The sequence below is a fragment of the Kribbella sp. NPDC049174 genome, assembly GCF_043197365.1.
In the GTDB taxonomy this organism is placed as follows: Bacteria; Actinomycetota; Actinomycetes; order Propionibacteriales; family Kribbellaceae; genus Kribbella.
On the sequence record NZ_JBICSZ010000001.1, the window covers coordinates 885,123 to 903,139 of the forward strand.

Here is an 18,017-nt window from a genome sequence, read left to right on the forward strand (position 1 = left end):
ATCCTCCTAGGCGCTCTGCGCCGGTTCCGCGGCCGTGGTGATCTCAGTGGTGGGTTCCTCGGCCGGTCGCATGCCGAAGTACGCGAGGACGACGCCGATCGCGCCGGCCAGCCCGCACCACACCCACACCTCGCTGCCGGACCGGTTCCACACCCACACCCCGAGGAACGGGCCGAGTGCGGAGCCGAGTCCGAACATCGCGTGCGCGGACCCGACGTACCGGCCGAGCAACGGCTTCGGCGCGGCCATCCCCGGGTAGGCGAACATGGTCGGTCCGCCGACGATCTCGGCCAAGGTCCACAACAGCGTGCCGATCACGAAGATCGCCAGTCCCCCCGGCAGCGCATAGAACGCGAGCCCGCCGCCGAGCAGGACGAAGCCAGTCATCGCGACGATCCGGGCCGGCCAGTTCTGCACCACCTTCGTCACCAGCAACTCGCAGGTGATGACGATGAAGCCGTTCAGCGCGACGACCGCGCTGAACCACCAGGTCGACAATCCGTCGGCCTTCATGTGCAACGGCAGCACGGCCAGGTATTGCATGTAGATCGCCGCGTTGATGAACATGCACAGCAGGAACAGCACGTACTTGTAGTCCCGCAGTACGGCGACGTAACCGCCTGCTGGCGCCTGATCCGCAACGCTGTCGTCGACCGCCTTGGTGGATCGCTTGGGCAGGGCAACTATCGCGACCGCCGCATACGCCAGGGCAGCGAACGCCTCGCCGATGAACAGCAGGTTCCACGACACCGCGACCAGGGCGGCACCGATCAGCGGTGCCGCGGTGGTCCCGAGGTTCATCGCCAGCCGGTAGACCGCGAAGATCATTACCTGGCGGCTCTGCGGCGTCAGCTCGGTCAGCAGCGCGGCCGAGGCCGGGCGGTAGAACTGCCCGACCGCACCGGCCAGCGCGACCACCAGCACCACGGCCGTGTAGTTCGGCACGTAGGCGATCGCCAGCACGAAACCGGCCATCCCGAACATGCTGATCATCACCGCGGCCCGCGGCCCGACCTTGTCCGACAGCGATCCGCCGATGATCAGGCCGATCACCGAACCACCGCCGTACACGCCGAGCGCCGTACCGGCCTGCACCGGGGTGAAACCCTTCGAGGTGGTCAGGAACAGCACCAGGAAAACCTGCAGGAACCAGCCGAGCTTGTTCACGAAGACGCCGACCAGCAGCGCCTTCACCGGCAGCGGCGCCTCCCGGATGGTCGCCCAGATACCGGTGCTCTCGTCCGCGGTGGGCGTCATCCGGCCGCCTCCTCGGGTTCCTTCGCCTTGACCGTGCCCGACCAGCGCAGCGCCTTCTCCGCCGCGTCGAGCCCGGCCCGGCAGTCCTCGATCGATCCCGCGACCGCGGTCGCGTAGGCGATCCGGCCCCACAACGTCCCGTCGGGCGGCGGGCTGGTCGTCTGCCCTGCCTCCATCAGCGGCACCAGTTGGTCGATGGACGCCGGCAGGCCGTCCGGGTCGAACTCGACCGAGTCCAGCACGGTGTCGTTCTCGTCCACGTAGAAGAACCGGACCCCGCCGACCAGGGTGCGGTCCGGCAGCAGCTCCGGCGCACGCCCACAGGCGACCGCGGCCGCGGCCAGTCCCGGATCGAGGCCGGTGGCCTTGAGGCCGAGGTACGGAATCAGGTCGCCGCCGATCCGGGCGTTGATCTCGATCAGCTTCGGGCCGTCGGCCGTCATCATGATCTCGGTGTGGGTGACGCCGTCGGTGAACGCGATCGCCTTGTGCGCGTCGACCAGGACCTGCATCAGCTGGTCGTCGGCGAGCAACGGGTCGGCCGCGTCGACGAAGTGGCCGACCTCCTCGGCGTACGGCGGGTAGCCGATCTCCTTGCGGGCCAGGCAGAACGGCGTCACCTGGCCCTGGAACACGGCCGCGTCGATGCTGATCTCGTAGCCGTCGGCGAACTCCTCGACCAGCACCTTCACGCCGTAGTGCGGTGCTTCGGGCACGGTCGTGTCGTGCGCGAAGTCCCAGTTCTCCCGTAGCTCATCCGGTGAGTTCACCTTCACCACGCCGAGGCTGGCGGCCAGTGCGCGTGGTTTGAGGATGCGCGGGTAGCCCACGTCCACGGCGAGCGCTTCGTCGACGGTGTCCACGAGGACCGACTTCGGTTGTGGGACCCCGTGCTCGGCGAGCGCCGTACGGGTGAGGTGCTTGTCGCGGCAGCGGTTCACCATCGCGACGTCGCCGCCGGGCAGGCCCAGCGCTTCGGCGACGTGGGCGGTCTGCAGGATCCGTGCCTCGTCCCAGCACAACACCCCGTCGATCGACTCCTTGTCGTGCAGTTCGTTCGCGGCAGCGACCAGGGCGTCGGCGTCGAGGGTGCTCTCCAGCACGGTCCAGCCCTCGAGGTAGTCCTTCTCCCAGGTCGGTTCACTGTGCAGGAACATGTGGATCCGGTACTGCGGTGCGATCGACCGCAGGATGTACTCGCGGAACAGCCGCATGCCGGTGGCAACCACCAGCAGATGAGGTCTCTCCGTCATCTCATGCCTCCCTGACCGGTGCGGGGATCTGCCGGATGCGGCTGGTCCCGGTGGTGCCGTCGCTGCGACGGAAGTGGTCGGTGATCCGGATGTTGCCCTGAGCATCGAACTCCGGGACGCTGAGGCACTCGCCGCTGACCAGCTCGCCGGTCGCGCTGAGCAGGCAGTACGCCGCGTCGAACGATCCGTCGGGCCGCAGGTGCCCGACCAGCCGGCCGCTGCGCAAGGTGCCGCCGGCGTAGAACTCGGCCCAGACCAGGTCGTCCGCGCGGTGGTACTGCCCGTACGGCGCACCGGCCGCCGGGTCCTCGACCTCGAGCCGGAACCAGGCCCCGTCGACGTCCGGAACCAGCGGCTCCGGCAGTGCCGTCTCCTGGGCCGCGGTCACCACTGCACCGCGCAGAGCTCGTCGGTGATCGGGTAGATCTCCCGGTCGAACATGGAATTCAGCACGATCGCGGCCCGGACCGGCAGCTGGGTCAGCCCGGCGTTGGTCAGGCCGTGGCTGTACCGGCTGGCGTTGAACGTGTAGATCTTGTGCCCGTTCATGCCCTTCCAGCGCACCGAGTAGTCCGGCTCGACCAGCAACTGCCCGTCGTCGTCGAACTCGATCCGTTCCCGCAGGTCGTCGTCGAACGGCGCCTCCACGTGCTCCCGCCCGCCGGCCACCACGACCTGGCGTACGTCGTGTTCTTCCGGCGTGGTGGACGTCGTACAGCAGAGCCGGATGTCGCCGTCGGGCAGCGGGGCGGACGCCCGTACGTCACGGCCCGGCAGCAGCGTGACCGGGAAGCGGCCGAGCGTCAGGAAGCCGTCGTAGTTGGCCTGGTACAGCGCCCGCAGTCCGCCCGGCGTGATCGCGTCACCGCTGTAGCGCGAGTCGTCGATCATCTCCCGGCGCTTGCCCCGGTTCAGGCCTTGCAGGTACTCGATGTGCGACGGCCGGTAGAGCTCGTTGGCCATCGGCGAGTCGTCGATGCTGCGGAACCACTGGTTGCGGCCCAGCCAGCGGATGTCGGTGAAGCCGGATCCGAGCAGCCGCAGGACACACTCGAGACCGGTCTGACCGCCGCCGATGACAGCGGTCGGCGCGGCCTTGTCCAGCGCCGGCAACCGGGCGGCGAGGTCGTCGGCGATGAACGCCTGCTCGGCGGGCAGGCCGCGCAGGTACTCCGGCCGGACCGGCCGGGTGCCGAGCCCGAGCACGAGGTGCTCGGAGACAGCCGTCGGTACGCCGTCGACGGTGACCTCGAAGCCTTCGTCGGTGATCGAGATCGCCTCCACCCGGGAACTGAAGTTGACCACGCCGAGCCGCTGGGTGGCCCAGGCCAGGTAGCGCTCGTACTCGATCCGGGGGAGCGAGTCGAACTGGGAGTTGATCAGCGCATAGAGCCGCCCGGAGGTGACCAGGTAGTTCAGGAACGTCAGCTCGTGCCGTGGGTCGACCAGCGAGACCAGGTCCTTCATCCAGCCGGTCTGCATCCGGACGCCCGGGTAGAGCAGGGGAGTGTGCCAGCCACTGCCCGGACGGGCGTCGAACAGGGCGAGCTTCTCGGTGGTGACGTTCTTGTAGAGCGCCGCCAACGAGAGGTTGGAGGGCCCGGCTCCGATCCCGATGGTGTGGTACCTCGGCGTACTTCGGCGATTGCCTGGTTCCGTGATGGTCATGTGCTGTTTCTCCGTCCGCGAAGTGGTGGTGCGCGTATCACCGGTGACGAGCAGGTCGCTCGCAGCCGCCCGGCTAGCGGCCAGCGCGGTTTTCACGCTGCCGCCGGACCCACCGGTGAAGGTGAAGAGCCGATGTGTGCTGCCGAGAACCGACCACAGGGTCAGGACCGGCGGATCGGCATAACAGTCGGCGTTGCTGACCAGGTGGTCGGGCGCCGACAGCTTGAGGTGTGGCAGCCGCTCGCCGGCGATCCGGACGGCCTGCGCGGCCAGGTCCGGGCTCGGACTGCTGCTGCCTGGTGGGACGGACCAGCGGTGCGTGTCCACACCGAGGAGCAACCTGCCGTCGGCTGTTGGCCGCCCGAACAGATCACTGGTCTCGTCCACGAACATGGTCGGCAGGGCCCCGTCGACCTTGTAGATGGCGACCTGGATCGCCTTGGTCCGGTACGGCTCGGCCGGTAGGGCACTGCCGGTCAGCAGTCCCGGTGTCCACGGGCCGGCGGCCACCACGACGGCGACGTACCGGTGACTCGTGCCGGGGAGACGACAGCTGACCGAGCCGTCCGGGTGCGGGACCAGCCGTAAGACCGGTCCGTCGAGCACCCGGCTCCTGGGGCCTGCGGCGAGTTGCGGGAGCACCGCCGTACGGAGCTGATCCGGGTTGATGAAGCCGGCCCGCCTCTCGCAGATGCCGACCGTCCCCTCGGGCAGTCCGTGCCAGCCCCGGCGGTGGAGCTCGTCGCGATCGAGGATCTCGGTCGAGCCCGGGTGGGCGTCCTCGACCTCCCCGACCGCTCTCTCGAGTCCGGCGTACGACGGCAAGAGGTACGTGCAGCCGGTTTCGGTGTAGCCGGCCTCCTCCTGGAGGCTCTGGAACAGCTCACTGAGACTCTCGATCGCCAGGCGGCGCTGGACCGGGTGGGTCTCGAAACCGCGCACGCCGCCACCCGATGCCGCGGTCGCGTCCGTCCCGGGCGGACCGGTCACCAGATCGACCTCGACGCTCTCGCTCAGCCGCCAGGCAAGCAGCGTGCCGGCGATACCGGCCCCGATCACGCAGACTCGCATCGGACTACTCCCTTGCCCGGTCAGAGCACTGCCCGGTCAGAGCGGCCCGAAGCGATCCGGTGTCCTGGACACCACCGGCCAGCAGGGTGAGCAGGCTCCGGACCGCCAGTGGCAGGTCGAACCCGCTCGGCCGGAGCGCGCTCTCGCCGCGGGCGCGCTCGATCGCGGCCAGCGCCGGGTCGAGTGGTTCGGAAACCCGGTGCACCCCGGCGAGTAATGGTTCGACCCGGTCCGCGAACGCGCGGAAAGAATTGAAGGTGAAATCACTGCGATAACGATCGGGCCGGTCCCAGGCCAGAAACAAACGGACGATTGACGGATCCGCGGCACGCAGCAATTCCGTCGCGGTGATTCCATGATTCCGGCTGGTGGAGAATTTCTCGCCGTCGAATGTGTAGAACTCGTTGACCACCAGACCGGCCAACGGGAGCCGGGAGACCCCGGCCGCGGCCCAGACGGCAGGCCAGTAGAGCGCGTACCAGAACGCGTTGTCGAGACCGAGGAAATGCCACAGGTGGTCTACTCGGCCGAGTGCGGCCAGGTACCCGGTCACGTCGTCGGCATCGGGGTCGACGGCACGCGCGACGCCGTACAGGTCGGAGAGAGCGATCTCCGTGTACGGGCCGATCCGCAGGCCGGTCAGTGGGCCGTCGCCCTCGATACCCCAGTTGGTCGGGTAGGCGAGGGCGATCTCCGGCAGACCGGACCGCAGGGTGCGGTCGATCAGGTCCCGGACGGTCGGGGGCAGGTCGGCCCGCAACCACGTCGCGATCAGGGCTTCGCGGTGGTCCTCCATCCGCAGTACCGGCACTGTCGCCGTGAACGGACGGGGTTCGCCGCCGCAGCGGCCGCAGACCGGATCGACCATGGTGTCGACCTGGGTGAAGGTGCCGCACTGCTCGCAGGCGCCGCCGGCCGCGGGTGCCTTGCACTCGCCGCAGAGCCCGCTGAGGTACGACTCGTGCAGGGTTCGGCCGCAGTCGGCGCAGGCATGCAAGGTGACCTCGCGCAGCGGTGCGGCGCCAGTGGCCACGAGGTGGTTCATCAGGTGCCGGATGATCGGCGTGTGCTCGTCTCCGAGCGGGTCGGTGAAGTAGTCGAACCCAATCCGGGCCAGGCGGTACGTGTCCTTGATGTCGTCGCGGAAGTCGGCCGTCATCATCTCGACCTCGATACCTTCGCGCTCGGCCCTGGTCAGCACGTAGTTCTGGTGCACGTCGAGTCCAGTGGTCACCACGACGCGCTCCCCGCGGGCGCGTGCGGCCCGGGCAGCGATGTCGGCGGCCAGGTACGGACCGGAGAGATGGCCGACGTGCAGCGGCCCGTTGATCGTCGGTTGCGGGAACGTGAAGACGGTGACCGGATCAGTCATGGCCGGCCGCCTTCGGCCAGCGGCATCCAGTACGCGCTGAAGATGGTCAGCGGTACCTCGGCCGAACGGTTCTGTACGACGTGTGCCTCGGTGCTGCCGAGCAGGAACGCGTCGCCCTGCGGGACCACGTGCTCGTTGCCGCCGACAACGACGTGCGCGGTGCCCGCGACGACCACCGACAGCTCGAGCTCGGGGTGCTGGTCGACCGGGCTCTCCGAACCCGGCGGAACGCTGTACCACATCGCCTGGAACGGCAGATCCCGCTCCAGTGCGTACTGCTCCCAGCGGACCACTCGGATGTCTTTCACGTACTGGTCGTCGCCGGTGCTCAGATCGAATGTGCGCATGCTTCGCCACCCTCCGTAGCCGACGCAAGGCGCGGCTCAAGAAGTTGAATAAGAGCGGAATGAAGGTACGGAACAGACGCTTAAGTCAGCCTGGAACGACCTACGCCACCAACGCGGTCGTGAAACTCGGCGACCCCCCAGTCTCCGTGGCGAAAATATAGGTAAGGTCGCGCTGCGAGTAAAGGGGAATGCGCGCCGAATTTCCGGTCAATCCGTAACCGGGCCGGAAGCTATTCGTTGCGGCAGCTATTTGTGATCGAGCGGTTACGCTCAGGCGTCACCCGGGAAGGCGACCGGGGCGCCACCCCACGCGAGCTGGGCGCTCGCAGTCGCCAGCAGACTCTGGATCGCGAACGCGCGGACCGCCGGTTGCTCGGCCGCCTCGACCAGATCGCCGTACACGGCCGCCAGCCGCCGCTCGATCAGCAGGACCAGCGCGGAGGCGGTCGCCGCATTGGTCACCACCTGAGGCAGGTCGTACGCCGCTTCGGCGGCGACCGGGGTCTCGCCGGCCGCGACCACCAACCGGGTGAGCCGGTCGCGGTTGCCGCGGTGCTGCTCGTAAGTGTCCGTCGCCGCGCGGAAGCGGGCGCCGGTGAGCTTGCCGCCGGCAACGCCCACGCCGTACAGGGCCGCGTGCTCACCGGCGAGCGCCGCCTGGAGCGCCTCCACCTCGGTCACTGGGACTCCGCCTTCTTCTTCGGGGTGAGCGTGGTGGCCAGCTGGGTCTCGGCCGCGGCGATCATCGCGAGCAGGCGAGCGGCCGGCCCGGAGACCTTGGCGGCCGCGGCGGCATGGGCGATGGCTGCGGCCTTCTCGCGCTTCGCCAGGTCGCTCAGCGCGCCTGACGACGTACTCGGGAGTGCTGGGAGCTTGCCGGCCGCGGCCGGTTGGACGCCGGCGGTCTCCTTGAGCCGGGCCAGGTGACTGGCGTGGTACTTCGCCCCGGCCGCGAGCTGGCTGCGCAGGGCGGGGAACTTCTGACTGACTCCGGCGTACCGGAGTGACAATTGAGTCACCTGGGCGGCCGCCGTACTGAGTGCCGCGACGATCACCGGGTCGGTGCTGGGCGTCTCCTCGGCGGCCTGGCCCGGCTTGGGGTTCTTCGCGGCGCCCGGCGTACCGGAACCGCTCGGGTCGTCGTCGCAGCCAATCAGCACGACGGCGCCCGACGCGAGGGCGGCGGTCGTCAGCGCGGCGCGGCGCGACAGGCGGAGGGTTTCGTTCGGCACGGCGGAACGATACCCGGCGAGGGAGGTGACGAGCGGGTGGCCGGTCCGGTGACGAGCCGGTGACCGGCCTGGGACGAGGCGGTGACGTGAACACCGTCGCGGGCCGGATATGGTGGGCTACTGCCCTCGGTCGGATCGCCGGGTGGTGGAACGGGTGCACAACTGGAGAGAGAGGCAGGTCTACCTGTGAGCCGAAGGACTGACCACACGGACACCTCGAGCCTCGAGAACTTCCTGCGGCCGATCGTCGAGCAGTTCGGCTGCGACCTGGAGGCCGCGGACATCGCGCCGGCCGGCCGCCGACGGTTGCTGCGCGTGCTCGTCGACCGCGACGGCGGGATCAACCTGGACGACGTCGCCGACGTCACCCGGGCCATCTCCAAGGCACTCGATGCCGACGACATCATGGGCGACGGCGCCTACACGCTGGAGGTCTCCAGCCCGGGCGTCGACCGGCCGCTCACCCTGCCCCGGCACTGGCGCCGCAACGTCAGCCGGCTGGTCGTGGTCACGTTGACCGCCGGCGGGAAGCTGACCGGCCGGATCAAGTCCGCCTCCGAGGAGGCGGCCGAACTGGACGTCGACGGCACGCTGCGGACGGTTGCGTACGCCGACGTGGCCAAGGCCAAGGTCCAGATCGAGTTCAACCGGGCTGCCGGCAACGACGAAACTGCCCCAGATGCTGGCGGCACGGTGGAGGAGAACTGACATGGACATCGACATGGCCGTCCTGCGGTCGCTGGAGCGGGAGAAGGACATCTCCCTCGACGTGGTCGTCGAGGCGATCGAGCAGGCGCTGCTGGTGGCGTACCACCGCACCGAGGGCGCCCAGCAGCACGCCCGGGCCGAGCTGGACCGCAAGACCGGGCACGTCACCGTGTTCGCGCGGGAGTTCGCCGAGGACGGCACGCTGGCCCGCGAGTACGACGACACGCCGCACGACTTCGGCCGGATCGCCGCCACCACGGCCAAGCAGATCATCCTGCAGCGGCTGCGCGACGCCGAGGACGAGGTCCGGTACGGCGAGTTCTCCGGCAAGGAGGGCGACATCGTCTCCGGGGTCATCCAGCAGGGCCGCGACCCGCGCTCGGTGATGGTCGACCTCGGCAAGATCGAGGCGGTGCTGCCGGCCCCGGAGCAGGTGCCGGGGGAGAAGTACGAGCACGGCTCCCGGCTGCGGGTCTACGTGGTCGGTGTCCGCAAGGGCTTCAAGGGCCCGCAGATCACCGTCAGCCGGACCCACCCGAACCTGGTCAAGAAGCTGTTCGCGCTCGAGGTGCCGGAGATCGCCGACGGCACGGTCGAGATCACCGCGATCGCGCGTGAGGCCGGTCACCGCACCAAGATCGCCGTCCGGACGCTGAATCCGTCGGTGAACGGCAAGGGCGCGTGCATCGGGCCGATGGGGCAGCGGGTGCGCAACATCATGCACGAGTTGCACGGCGAGAAGATCGACATCATCGACCACAGCGACGACCCGGCCACCTTCGTCGGGAATGCGCTGTCCCCGGCGCAGGTTACGTCTGTCGAGGTCGTCGACGCCGCGGCCCGCGCCGCGCGGGTCGTCGTACCCGACTACCAGCTCTCGCTCGCGATCGGCAAGGAGGGGCAGAACGCCCGCCTGGCCGCCCGGCTCACCGGCTGGCGGATCGACATCCGGCCGGATACCGATGTGACTCGTGATGGCGAGAAGGTAGACTGATCTCTCGGTCGGTCGACTGAGTCGCAACCACACCCTGAGGATCACGTGACAGTGACGGTGACTGTGATGGATCCGGGGCGCCCTGGTAAGCCCAGGGAGCGCACCTGCATCGGGTGCCGGAAGCGGTCCAGTCCGGCTGACCTGCTGCGGATGACGGTTTCCGGAGGACTTGTCCTCCCGGATCCCGCTCATCGGGCACCTGGCCGCGGGGCGCATCTGCACCCGGTGGCCGAGTGCCTCGACCTCGCCGAGCGACGTAAGGCGTTCCCGCGGGCCTTCCGGGTCCCCGGTCCGCTTGAGCTGAAGCTGGTGCGGGAACATGTTGCGCAGTGCAGTGAAGGAAGTACCGCAGTTGAAGTAACCAAGGCGGCCACCCGGCCGCCCGCAGCGGTCTAGCGGGACCGTCGCGACGACATGAAGGCGGGTCATCGACTCATGACCACTCGATGAGTGTCTACCGATGAGTGCAATGCGATGAGCACGTACGTCAACTAACGGTCCGCGCCCAGGCTCGGACCAGAGGGAGAGTAGTGGCAAAGGTCCGGGTCTACGAGCTCGCGAAGGAGCTCGGAGTTACCAGCAAGGTCGTTCTGACCAGACTGAACGACATGGGCGAGTTCGTCCGATCGGCGTCCTCGACGATCGAGGCACCAGTAGTCCGTAGGTTGGCGGAAGAGTTCGAGAAGAACCCGCCGAAGAAGCGCGCGGCCAAGAAGGCCGCCGCCAGCACGTCCGCCGCGCCGCAGGCGACCGCACCGGTCGCGCCTGCCGAGCCGGCGAAGAAGTCCGCACCCCCGGCCCCGGCCGAGCGTCCCGCGCCGGCCGTCGAGGCGACCCCGGCTCCGGTGGCCGCCGAACCGACGGTGACCGAGAAGGCTGCGCCGGCTGCTGCCGCGCCGTCCCCGGTCAAGCCCGGTCCGCGGCCTGGCCCGAAGCCGGGTCCGCGGCAGGAGCCCGCACCGCAGGCTCCGGCCGAGGCCCCCGCGGCCACGCCGGCACCGGCGTTCGAGGCTCCGGCGGCCAAGGCTGCCCCGGAGGCAGCTGCTCCGGCGGCTCCGGCCGAGCGCAAGGCTCCGGCCGCGCCGTCTCGTCCGGCGCCCAGCCCGGCTCAGCAGCGTCCGGCTGCCGACGGTGGGTCGGCTCGCCCGGCCGCGCCGCGTCCGGGTGCGACCCCGCGTCCGGGCGGCGCACCTCGTCCCGGCGCTCCGCGTCCGGGTGGTGCCCCGCGTCCGGGTGGTCAAGGCGGTCAGGGCGGTGGCCCCCGTCCGGGTGCCCCGCGTCCGGGGAACAACCCGTTCAGCTCGACCCAGGGAATGCAGCGCGGTGGCGCTCGCCCGGGTCAGGGTGGTCAGGGCGGTGGCTCCGGTCAGGGTGCGAGCCCGGCCGGTATGCCGCCGCGTCCGCCGCAGGCCCGCAGTGGCGGCGGCGGTAGCGACCGTCCGCGTCCGTCGGGTGTGCCCGGTGCGCCGCGGCCCAACCCGGCGATGATGCCGAAGTCCTCGGCCGGTACGTTCACCGGCCGTCCGTCCGGTCCCGGCGGTGGCGGGGGTGGTGGCGGCGGTGGCCGTGGCCGTCCCGGCGGCGGTTCGGGTGGACCTGGTGCCGGTGCCCGTCCGGGTGGCGGCGGCGGTGGCGGCGGCTTCCGTCCGGGTGGCGGTGGCGGCCCGAGCGGCCCGCCCGGTGGCGGCGGTGGCCGTCCGGGTCCGGGCAACCGCGGTCGTGGTGGCACCCAGGGTGCCTTCGGGCGTCCGGGTGGTCCGGCCCGTCGTGGCCGGAAGTCGAAGCGGGCGAAGCGCCAGGAATTCGACAACATGCAGGCGCCGGCAGTCGGCGGTGTCCGGGTCAAGCACGGTGACGGCGAGGTCGTGCGCCTTGCCCGCGGTGCGTCGCTGACGGACTTCGCCGAGAAGGTCGGCGTCGACCCGGCGTCGCTGGTGCAGGTGCTGTTCCACCTCGGTGAGATGGTGACCGCGACCCAGTCGGTCAACGAGGAGACCCTGCAGCTGCTCGCCACCGAGCTGAACTACGACGTCCAGATCGTGTCCCCGGAGGACGAGGACCGCGAGCTGCTGCAGTCGTTCGACATCGACTTCGGCACCGACGAGGGCGACGAGAGCGACCTGGTCAAGCGGCCGCCGGTGGTGACCGTGATGGGTCACGTCGACCACGGTAAGACGAAGCTGCTGGACGCGGTCCGCGAGGCGAACGTGGTCGCCAAGGAGGCCGGTGGCATCACCCAGCACATCGGTGCGTACCAGGTGACCACCGAGGTGGACGGCGAGCAGCGGGCCATCACCTTCGTCGACACCCCGGGTCACGAGGCGTTCACCGCCATGCGTGCCCGTGGTGCGCAGGCCACCGACATCGTCATCCTGGTGGTCGCGGCCGACGACGGCGTGATGCCGCAGACGATCGAGGCCCTGAACCACGCCCGGGCGGCGAACGTCCCGATCGTGGTCGCGGTGAACAAGATCGACGTCCCGAGTGCGGACCCGGCCAAGGTGCGCGGTCAGCTGACCGAGTACGGCCTGGTCCCCGAGGAGTACGGCGGCGACACCATGTTCGTCGACGTCTCGGCGAAGTCCCGGATCAACATCGACGGGCTGCTCGAGTCCGTGGTCCTGACCGCGGACGCGGCGCTGGACCTGCGGGCCAACCCGAACATGCACGCCGAGGGCATCGCGATCGAGGCCAACCTCGACAAGGGTCGTGGTCCGGTGGCGACCGTGCTGGTCCAGCGCGGCACGCTGCGGGTCGGCGACTCGATGGTGGCCGGTCCGGCGTACGGCCGGGTCCGGGCCATGCTCGACGAGCACGGCGACCCGGTCGAGGAGGCGACTCCGTCGCGTCCGGTCCTGGTGCTCGGTCTGACCGCCGTACCAGGTGCGGGTGACAAGTTCCTGGTCGTCGACGACGACCGGCGGGCACGGCAGATCGCCGAGAAGCGCGAAGCTCGCGCCCGGGCGGCCGCCAACGCCAAGCGCCGTGCGCGCCGGACCCTCGAGGACTTCATGGCCTCGATGGAGAAGGGCGAGACGCAGGAGCTGCTGCTCATCCTCAAGGGCGACGTGTCCGGTTCGGTCGAGGCGCTGGAAGACGCGCTGGTCCGGATCGAGGTCGGCGACGAGGTCAACCTCCGCGTCATCGACCGCGGTGTGGGTGCGATCAACGAGAACGACGTCAACCTGGCCATCGCGTCGAACGCCGTCATCATCGGCTTCAACGTGCGGCCGGCCGGCAAGGCCGGTGACGTGGCCGAGCGCGAGGGCGTGGATGTCCGGTACTACTCGGTCATCTACTCGGCGATCGACGACATCGAGGCCGCCCTGAAGGGCATGCTCAAGCCGATCTACGAGGAGGCCACTCTGGGCCAGGCGGAGATCCGCGAGATCTTCCGCTCCTCGAAGGTGGGCAACATCGCCGGTTGCTGGGTGACCAGCGGCGTCATCCGGCGCAACGCCAAGGTCCGGTTGATCCGGGACGGCGCGGTGGTGGTCGACAACACCGAGCTGTCGTCGCTGAAGAGGTTCAAGGACGACGCGTCCGAGGTCCGCGAGGGCTTCGAGTGTGGTCTGACCGTGAACGGCTACAACGACATCAAGATCGGTGACATCGTCGAGTCGTTCGAGCTGCGCGAGAAGCCGCGCAACTGACAGCAGTCGGTGCCCAGGTCCTCTGGGCACCGGAGTAACGTCCGGAGAGGCGGTGAGCCTGCCTCTCCGGACGTTGTTCATGAATGAGGGAGTGAGCCCTGATGGGTGAAGCAAGGGCGAAGCAGTTGGCCGACCGGATCCAGGTACTCGTCGCGGAGCTGCTCGAGCGCCGGGTGAAGGACCCACGGCTGGGCTTCGTCACCGTGACCGACGCCAGGCTGACCGGCGACCTGCGGGAGGCCAGTGTCTTCTACACCGTGTACGGCGACGAGCAGGCGCGCGCCTCGACCGCGGCCGCGCTGGAGTCGGCGCGCGGGCTGATCCGCAGCGAGGTCGGCAAGGCCCTCGGCCTGCGGCACACCCCGAGCGTCGCGTTCTTCCTGGACGCCGTACCGGAGACCGCCGGGCACATCGAGGAGTTGCTGGCCCAGGCCCGGCAGGCCGACGCCGAGGTGGCCAAGGCCGCCGCGGGCGCCAAGCCGGCCGGCGAGGCCGACCCCTACAAGCACCGTGAGGACGATGACAGCGACGACGAATGAGCCCGGTGCCCCGGCCGTTGCCGACGGCATCGTCATCGTCGACAAGCCGGCGGGTCTGACCTCGCACACCGTGGTGGCGCGGATCCGTCGGCTGGCCGGTACCCGCAAGGTCGGCCACGCCGGCACGCTGGACCCGATGGCCACCGGTGTCCTGGTCGTCGGCCTCAACCGCGCCACCCGGCTGCTCGGTCATCTCCAGTTGGCCGACAAGTCGTACGACGCCACCATCCTGCTCGGCGCTGCCACGACCACCGACGACGCCGAGGGCGAGGTCGTTTCGACAGCGCCTGTCGACGGGGTGACGGCGGAGGCGATCGAGGGCGCGGTGGCCGGGTTCCGCGGGGAGATCTCGCAGGTTCCGTCCAAGGTCTCGGCGATCAAGGTCGACGGGCGGCGCGCGTACGAACGTGTGCGGGCCGGTGAAGAGGTCGCCCTCAAGGCCCGGAGCGTGACGGTCTCCCGGTACGACGTGGTCGACGTACGCCCGGGTCCGTCGGGGCTGGAGGTCGACATCTCGGTCGACTGCTCCAGCGGCACCTACATCCGTGCCCTGGCCCGCGACCTCGGCGCCGAACTCGGCGTCGGCGGTCACCTCACCGCACTTCGGCGTACCCGAGTCGGCGCCTTCGACCTCTCGGCCGCCCACACGCTGGAGTCGCTGGAGCATTCGTTCGAGTGGCTGCCCATCGCCGAGGTCGCCGCCGGCACCTTCCCGCGGTACGACGCCGACGCCGAGCAGGCCGCCGCCATCCGCACCGGCCGTCCGCTGTCCGGCCTGAAACTCGCCGCCGGGCAGACCGCCATGTTCGACCCCACCGGCACCTTCCTGGCCCTGTACGAGCCGCACGGACCCGTCGCCAAACCCACCGCCGTCTTCGTCAGCTGAAGTGGGCCCGCCTGGCGGCCCCGGAAGCTGCTGTGCCGATCGGGGGCAAATTCGGCGATGCTCGTGGGGGAGAATCGCGGCCCAGCGCAACTCGGCTGGCGTCCGGGTAGTGGGGTAATAGCCGCCAGGCGAACATCATTACAGTAAGACGATCCGGACCGGGCCGTACCGGAATTTGTGCGAAGTGCACCGCTGAGCGGACACCTCCCCACTGCGATGCGGTCGCAGAACCGGTCCTTCAATCGGTTGATTTCCAGACCAGTCCTGAACGACCTCCGCGCGCACGAACGCGAACTGTCCGTGCTGACCTCTAGCGTCTGGGGCATGAGATACGGCTTCGTGATGGCATATGGGGATGCTCGGGCGGCGGCCGAGTTGGCGGCGATGGCCGAGGAGCACGGCTGGGACGGCTTCTTCGTCTGGGAGTCGGTGTGGGGGATCGACGCCTGGGCGATGCTGGCCGCGGCCGCGATGACGACCGAGCGGATCCGGCTGGGGACGATGCTGACGCCGCTGCCGCGACGGAAACCGTGGGACGTGGCCGGGCAGACCTCGACGGTGGACAACCTGAGCAACGGCCGGGTGACGCTGGCAGTCGGGCTCGGCGTCGCCGGTGAGGAGCGGTTCTGGTTGTTCGAGGACGATCCGGGGCGCAAGGTCCGCGCCGAATTGATGGACGACTCGCTCGCGATGTTGCAGCACCTGTGGCGGGATCAGCCGTTCGAGTACGCCGGGAAGCATTACCGATCCAAGAAGGTCGCCGACCTGATGCCGCCCGCGCCGCCGCCACCGGTGCAGCAGCCGCGGATCCCGACCTGGGTGGTGGGCGCCTGGCCGCGACCGAAGTCGATGCGGCGAGTGGCGCTGCAGGACGGCTGGCTGCCGCACCACGCGCCGATCGTCCAGCCGGGTGAGGAGCCAGGGGAGTGGTCACCCGAGCTGCTCGCCGAAGGCGTCGCCTGGCTCCGCGAGGAGCGCGCCGCCCACGGCCTGACCATGGACGGGTACGACGTGGTCGCCGAAGGCACCACCACGGCCGACGACCCGAAGGCCGCCGAGACCGTACGCCCCTGGGCCGAGGCCGGCGCCACCTGGTGGATCGACGCCGACTGGTCCTCCATGGACGCCACCGAAGTCCGCGCCAACGCCGAACGCCGCCTCAAGGCCGGCCCACCCCGCATCGCGTGAGCGGGCAACGTCAGAGCCCGCGCAACAGGCCGATCTGGCCGGCGTGTGCGAAGGAGTCCTGCAGTTGCCCGGCCAGGCGTTCCTCGACGGAGCGGGTGTTGCCGAGGGTGGGACTCACGACGAGCCGGCCGAGGTCGTCATCAGCCGCGGACGCCAGGTACTTCTCGGCGAGTCCGTGGGTGGCGTCGTGGTAGGCCAGCAGGAGCTCGAGAGTGGGGCTGCGGAACGCGGCGGCCTGCTCGGCCGAGTGACCGAAGCCGGTGTCACTGGGGTCGGCCGGCCGGTCGAATCGGGTCGCCCAGTCGTCCGCGAGCCAGAGTTGGGTGCTTCCGGTGAGCTCGGACAGATTCCGGTCCTGCCCGCGCGAGATGTGCCAGACCAGCCACCCGACACTGTTGCTTCCGAGTCGCCGGTCCAACTCCTCGGCGGTGGCCCCGTCGACCAACGTGCGTACGTCGTCGCGCACCCGGCGGAACAACCGAAGCGTCATGCCCTGCCAACCCGCGTCCACTCAGGTCCCTCCGATTGCCGGTAGCCCGGGCTGGAACGCTAGCCGTCCGGCCTCCCGACCGCATCCCGGTTAGCCGTGGACGGTGCCGTTGGTGCCGTCGACGGTCAGCGGTTGGCCGTCGTACAGGGTGGTCATGGCGGTGGGGACGCCGAGGACGGCGGGGATGCGGTGTTCGCGGGCCACGATCGCGGCGTGGGAGAGGCGGCCGCCGGTCTCCGTCACCACTCCGGCAACGACGCTGAACAGCGGTGTCCAGGCCGGGTCGGTGAAGCGGCAGACCAGGATGTCGCCGGGACCCACCCGGCTGAAGTCCTCCGGCCCGTGCACGACCCTCGCCGGGCCCGAGACCTGCCCAGGACTCCCAGCAATTCCGCGCAGGTGGGCGACGCCGGCCGCCGGACCAGCGGTGTGGGCGGCTTGTGGATCGGCGGCGGAGGCGGGGCGGGGATCGGCGGGGGTGGGGTCGGGCTGTGGCAGGGGAGCGGTGACGGGCCGGGCCTGAAGGAGCCAGATCCGGTCCTTCTCGACGGCGAACTCGATGTCCTGCGGACCACCCAGATGCGCGGCGACGTCCTGCCCCAGCCGCGCCAGTTGGATCACCTGCCGATCGTCGAGGCACAGCCGACGGCGTGATTCGGGTGGCACAGCCGTGGTGACGGTCCCGTTGCCACGGCGGTCGATTCGTGTGCCTTTGTCACCGGTACGGCGCCCGACCACGCCATCCGCAGACACCGAGAACGAGTCCGGCGTCACCAGCCCGCCGACGACGCTCTCACCCAAGCCCCAGGACGCCTCGATCAGGACCCCAGGAGCGTCCGTGAAGAGAACCCCGGCAACGTCGGCGTCGATGTGGCGCTGCACGATCACAGCCATCTCCGGCGCGACAGCACCAGCCGACCGGTAGGCGACAGCGCGCATGGACCACAACGACGCCCAGATCGCCGGCAGCCGCTCGATCACCGCCCCCGGTCCGCTGACGCCCAGGAATGTGTCGTGCTGCCCGGCAGCCGAAGCGCCGACCGTGTCCTCGGTGGACGCAGACGACCGTACGGCGACCGCGTCACCACCGAGCCGCGTCACCCCCTCGGTGACCTCACGGACAAGCTCAGACGGCAACGGCCGGGACTCGATCAGCCGACGCACCTCGTCAGGCCCGCGCACCTCAGCAAGATCCAGCCCACGCGTCTCGGCTCGATACACCTCGATCGGTACGACGAAGCCGGGCGGGACCGGGAAGCCGGCCCGTGCGAGCGCTCCGAGGACGGCGGCCTTACCGCCCGCCTGTTGCTGGGTGGCCTCGGTGAGACTGACGAGCAACGAAGCCATCCTTTCAACAAA

17 protein-coding genes are annotated in these 18,017 nt (G+C 69.8%); 7 read left to right on the forward strand and 10 right to left on the reverse strand.

The window, feature by feature from the left end; all coding sequences use genetic code 11:
- Positions 1-6: 6 nt before the first annotated feature.
- The 8 genes from ACGFIF_RS04055 to ACGFIF_RS04090 form a co-directional block, all read right to left on the reverse strand.
- Positions 7-1,257 carry an MFS transporter gene (locus ACGFIF_RS04055; protein WP_393151192.1) on the reverse strand — a complete coding sequence of 417 codons (1,251 nt, stop codon included), beginning with the start codon at positions 1,255-1,257 and terminating at the stop codon, positions 7-9.
- Entirely contained in the window at positions 1,254-2,510 is a 1,257-nt protein-coding gene (locus ACGFIF_RS04060) for an acetyl-CoA carboxylase biotin carboxylase subunit family protein (RefSeq protein WP_393151194.1), read from the reverse strand. Before ACGFIF_RS04060 ends, ACGFIF_RS04055 begins: the two co-directional genes overlap by 4 nt.
- A gap of 1 nt (position 2,511) precedes the next feature.
- On the reverse strand, positions 2,512-2,898 hold the full coding sequence (locus tag ACGFIF_RS04065) for a hypothetical protein (RefSeq protein ID WP_393151196.1): 387 nt from the start codon (positions 2,896-2,898) through the stop codon (positions 2,512-2,514).
- Positions 2,895-5,249 carry an FAD-dependent oxidoreductase gene (locus tag ACGFIF_RS04070; protein WP_393151198.1) on the reverse strand — a complete coding sequence of 785 codons (2,355 nt, stop codon included), beginning with the start codon at positions 5,247-5,249 and terminating at the stop codon, positions 2,895-2,897. Before ACGFIF_RS04070 ends, ACGFIF_RS04065 begins: the two co-directional genes overlap by 4 nt.
- Positions 5,250-5,253: 4 nt before the next feature.
- Entirely contained in the window at positions 5,254-6,621 is a 1,368-nt protein-coding gene (locus ACGFIF_RS04075; RefSeq protein ID WP_393151200.1) for a class I tRNA ligase family protein, read from the reverse strand.
- The gene (locus tag ACGFIF_RS04080) at positions 6,618-6,968 is read right to left on the reverse strand and encodes a cupin domain-containing protein (RefSeq protein ID WP_393151202.1); all 351 of its coding nucleotides are present in this window, start codon (positions 6,966-6,968) and stop codon (positions 6,618-6,620) included. Before ACGFIF_RS04080 ends, ACGFIF_RS04075 begins: the two co-directional genes overlap by 4 nt.
- 270 nt (positions 6,969-7,238) lie before the next feature.
- Positions 7,239-7,649 carry a ferritin-like domain-containing protein gene (locus ACGFIF_RS04085; protein WP_393151204.1) on the reverse strand — a complete coding sequence of 137 codons (411 nt, stop codon included), beginning with the start codon at positions 7,647-7,649 and terminating at the stop codon, positions 7,239-7,241.
- Positions 7,646-8,200, reverse strand: coding sequence for a cell division protein FtsK (locus ACGFIF_RS04090; protein ID WP_393151206.1), 555 nt, complete (start codon positions 8,198-8,200; stop codon positions 7,646-7,648). The genes ACGFIF_RS04085 and ACGFIF_RS04090 overlap by 4 nt, the downstream gene beginning before the upstream one ends.
- Before the next feature lie 186 nt (positions 8,201-8,386).
- Between ACGFIF_RS04090 and rimP the strand changes: the two genes are divergently transcribed.
- The 7 genes from rimP (at position 8,387) to ACGFIF_RS04125 (ending at position 16,168) form a co-directional block, all read left to right on the forward strand.
- Positions 8,387-8,908, forward strand: coding sequence for a ribosome maturation factor RimP (rimP, locus tag ACGFIF_RS04095; protein WP_393151208.1), 522 nt, complete (start codon positions 8,387-8,389; stop codon positions 8,906-8,908).
- A gap of 1 nt (position 8,909) precedes the next feature.
- Positions 8,910-9,902 carry a transcription termination factor NusA gene (gene nusA, locus ACGFIF_RS04100; protein WP_393151210.1) on the forward strand — a complete coding sequence of 331 codons (993 nt, stop codon included), beginning with the start codon at positions 8,910-8,912 and terminating at the stop codon, positions 9,900-9,902.
- 66 nt (positions 9,903-9,968) lie between these two features.
- Positions 9,969-10,298 carry a YlxR family protein gene (locus tag ACGFIF_RS04105; RefSeq protein ID WP_393151212.1) on the forward strand — a complete coding sequence of 110 codons (330 nt, stop codon included), beginning with the start codon at positions 9,969-9,971 and terminating at the stop codon, positions 10,296-10,298.
- Between the two features lie 134 nt (positions 10,299-10,432).
- Positions 10,433-13,555: a translation initiation factor IF-2 gene (gene infB, locus ACGFIF_RS04110; RefSeq protein WP_393151214.1), complete on the forward strand. Its 3,123-nt coding sequence runs from the start codon at positions 10,433-10,435 to the stop codon at positions 13,553-13,555.
- 101 nt (positions 13,556-13,656) lie between these two features.
- A complete protein-coding gene (gene rbfA, locus ACGFIF_RS04115) occupies positions 13,657-14,094 on the forward strand; it encodes a 30S ribosome-binding factor RbfA (protein ID WP_393151216.1) in 438 nt (145 codons plus the stop codon).
- Positions 14,075-14,980: a tRNA pseudouridine(55) synthase TruB gene (gene truB / locus ACGFIF_RS04120; RefSeq protein ID WP_393151218.1), complete on the forward strand. Its 906-nt coding sequence runs from the start codon at positions 14,075-14,077 to the stop codon at positions 14,978-14,980. Before rbfA ends, truB begins: the two co-directional genes overlap by 20 nt.
- 324 nt (positions 14,981-15,304) lie before the next feature.
- Positions 15,305-16,168, forward strand: coding sequence for an LLM class flavin-dependent oxidoreductase (locus ACGFIF_RS04125; RefSeq protein ID WP_393151220.1), 864 nt, complete (start codon positions 15,305-15,307; stop codon positions 16,166-16,168).
- 10 nt (positions 16,169-16,178) lie between these two features.
- On the opposite strand, the gene ACGFIF_RS04130 is transcribed toward ACGFIF_RS04125, so the two are convergent.
- Together ACGFIF_RS04130 and ACGFIF_RS04135 are read right to left on the reverse strand one after the other, a co-directional pair.
- Complete coding sequence (locus tag ACGFIF_RS04130; protein WP_393151222.1) at positions 16,179-16,658, reverse strand: DinB family protein; 480 nt, start codon at positions 16,656-16,658, stop codon at positions 16,179-16,181.
- A gap of 90 nt (positions 16,659-16,748) precedes the next feature.
- Positions 16,749-18,005, reverse strand: coding sequence for a PEP/pyruvate-binding domain-containing protein (locus ACGFIF_RS04135; RefSeq protein ID WP_393151224.1), 1,257 nt, complete (start codon positions 18,003-18,005; stop codon positions 16,749-16,751).
- Positions 18,006-18,017: the final 12 nt, after the last annotated feature.

What these genes read in the sequence shown, in the direction of transcription:
- ACGFIF_RS04055 (WP_393151192.1), bottom strand. Translation starts at nt 1,257, where the DNA reads ATGACGCCCACCGCGGACGAGAGCACCGGTATCTGGGCGACCATCCGG.
- ACGFIF_RS04060 (WP_393151194.1), bottom strand. Translation starts at nt 2,510, where the DNA reads ATGACGGAGAGACCTCATCTGCTGGTGGTTGCCACCGGCATGCGGCTG.
- ACGFIF_RS04070 (WP_393151198.1), bottom strand. Translation starts at nt 5,249, where the DNA reads ATGCGAGTCTGCGTGATCGGGGCCGGTATCGCCGGCACGCTGCTTGCC.
- ACGFIF_RS04075 (WP_393151200.1), bottom strand. Translation starts at nt 6,621, where the DNA reads ATGACTGATCCGGTCACCGTCTTCACGTTCCCGCAACCGACGATCAAC.
- ACGFIF_RS04080 (WP_393151202.1), bottom strand. Translation starts at nt 6,968, where the DNA reads ATGCGCACATTCGATCTGAGCACCGGCGACGACCAGTACGTGAAAGAC.
- nusA (WP_393151210.1), top strand. Translation starts at nt 8,910, where the DNA reads ATGGACATCGACATGGCCGTCCTGCGGTCGCTGGAGCGGGAGAAGGAC.
- ACGFIF_RS04105 (WP_393151212.1), top strand. Translation starts at nt 9,969, where the DNA reads ATGGATCCGGGGCGCCCTGGTAAGCCCAGGGAGCGCACCTGCATCGGG.
- rbfA (WP_393151216.1), top strand. Translation starts at nt 13,657, where the DNA reads ATGGGTGAAGCAAGGGCGAAGCAGTTGGCCGACCGGATCCAGGTACTC.
- truB (WP_393151218.1), top strand. Translation starts at nt 14,075, where the DNA reads ATGACAGCGACGACGAATGAGCCCGGTGCCCCGGCCGTTGCCGACGGC.
- ACGFIF_RS04125 (WP_393151220.1), top strand. Translation starts at nt 15,305, where the DNA reads ATGAGATACGGCTTCGTGATGGCATATGGGGATGCTCGGGCGGCGGCC.
- ACGFIF_RS04130 (WP_393151222.1), bottom strand. Translation starts at nt 16,658, where the DNA reads ATGACGCTTCGGTTGTTCCGCCGGGTGCGCGACGACGTACGCACGTTG.
- ACGFIF_RS04135 (WP_393151224.1), bottom strand. Translation starts at nt 18,005, where the DNA reads ATGGCTTCGTTGCTCGTCAGTCTCACCGAGGCCACCCAGCAACAGGCG.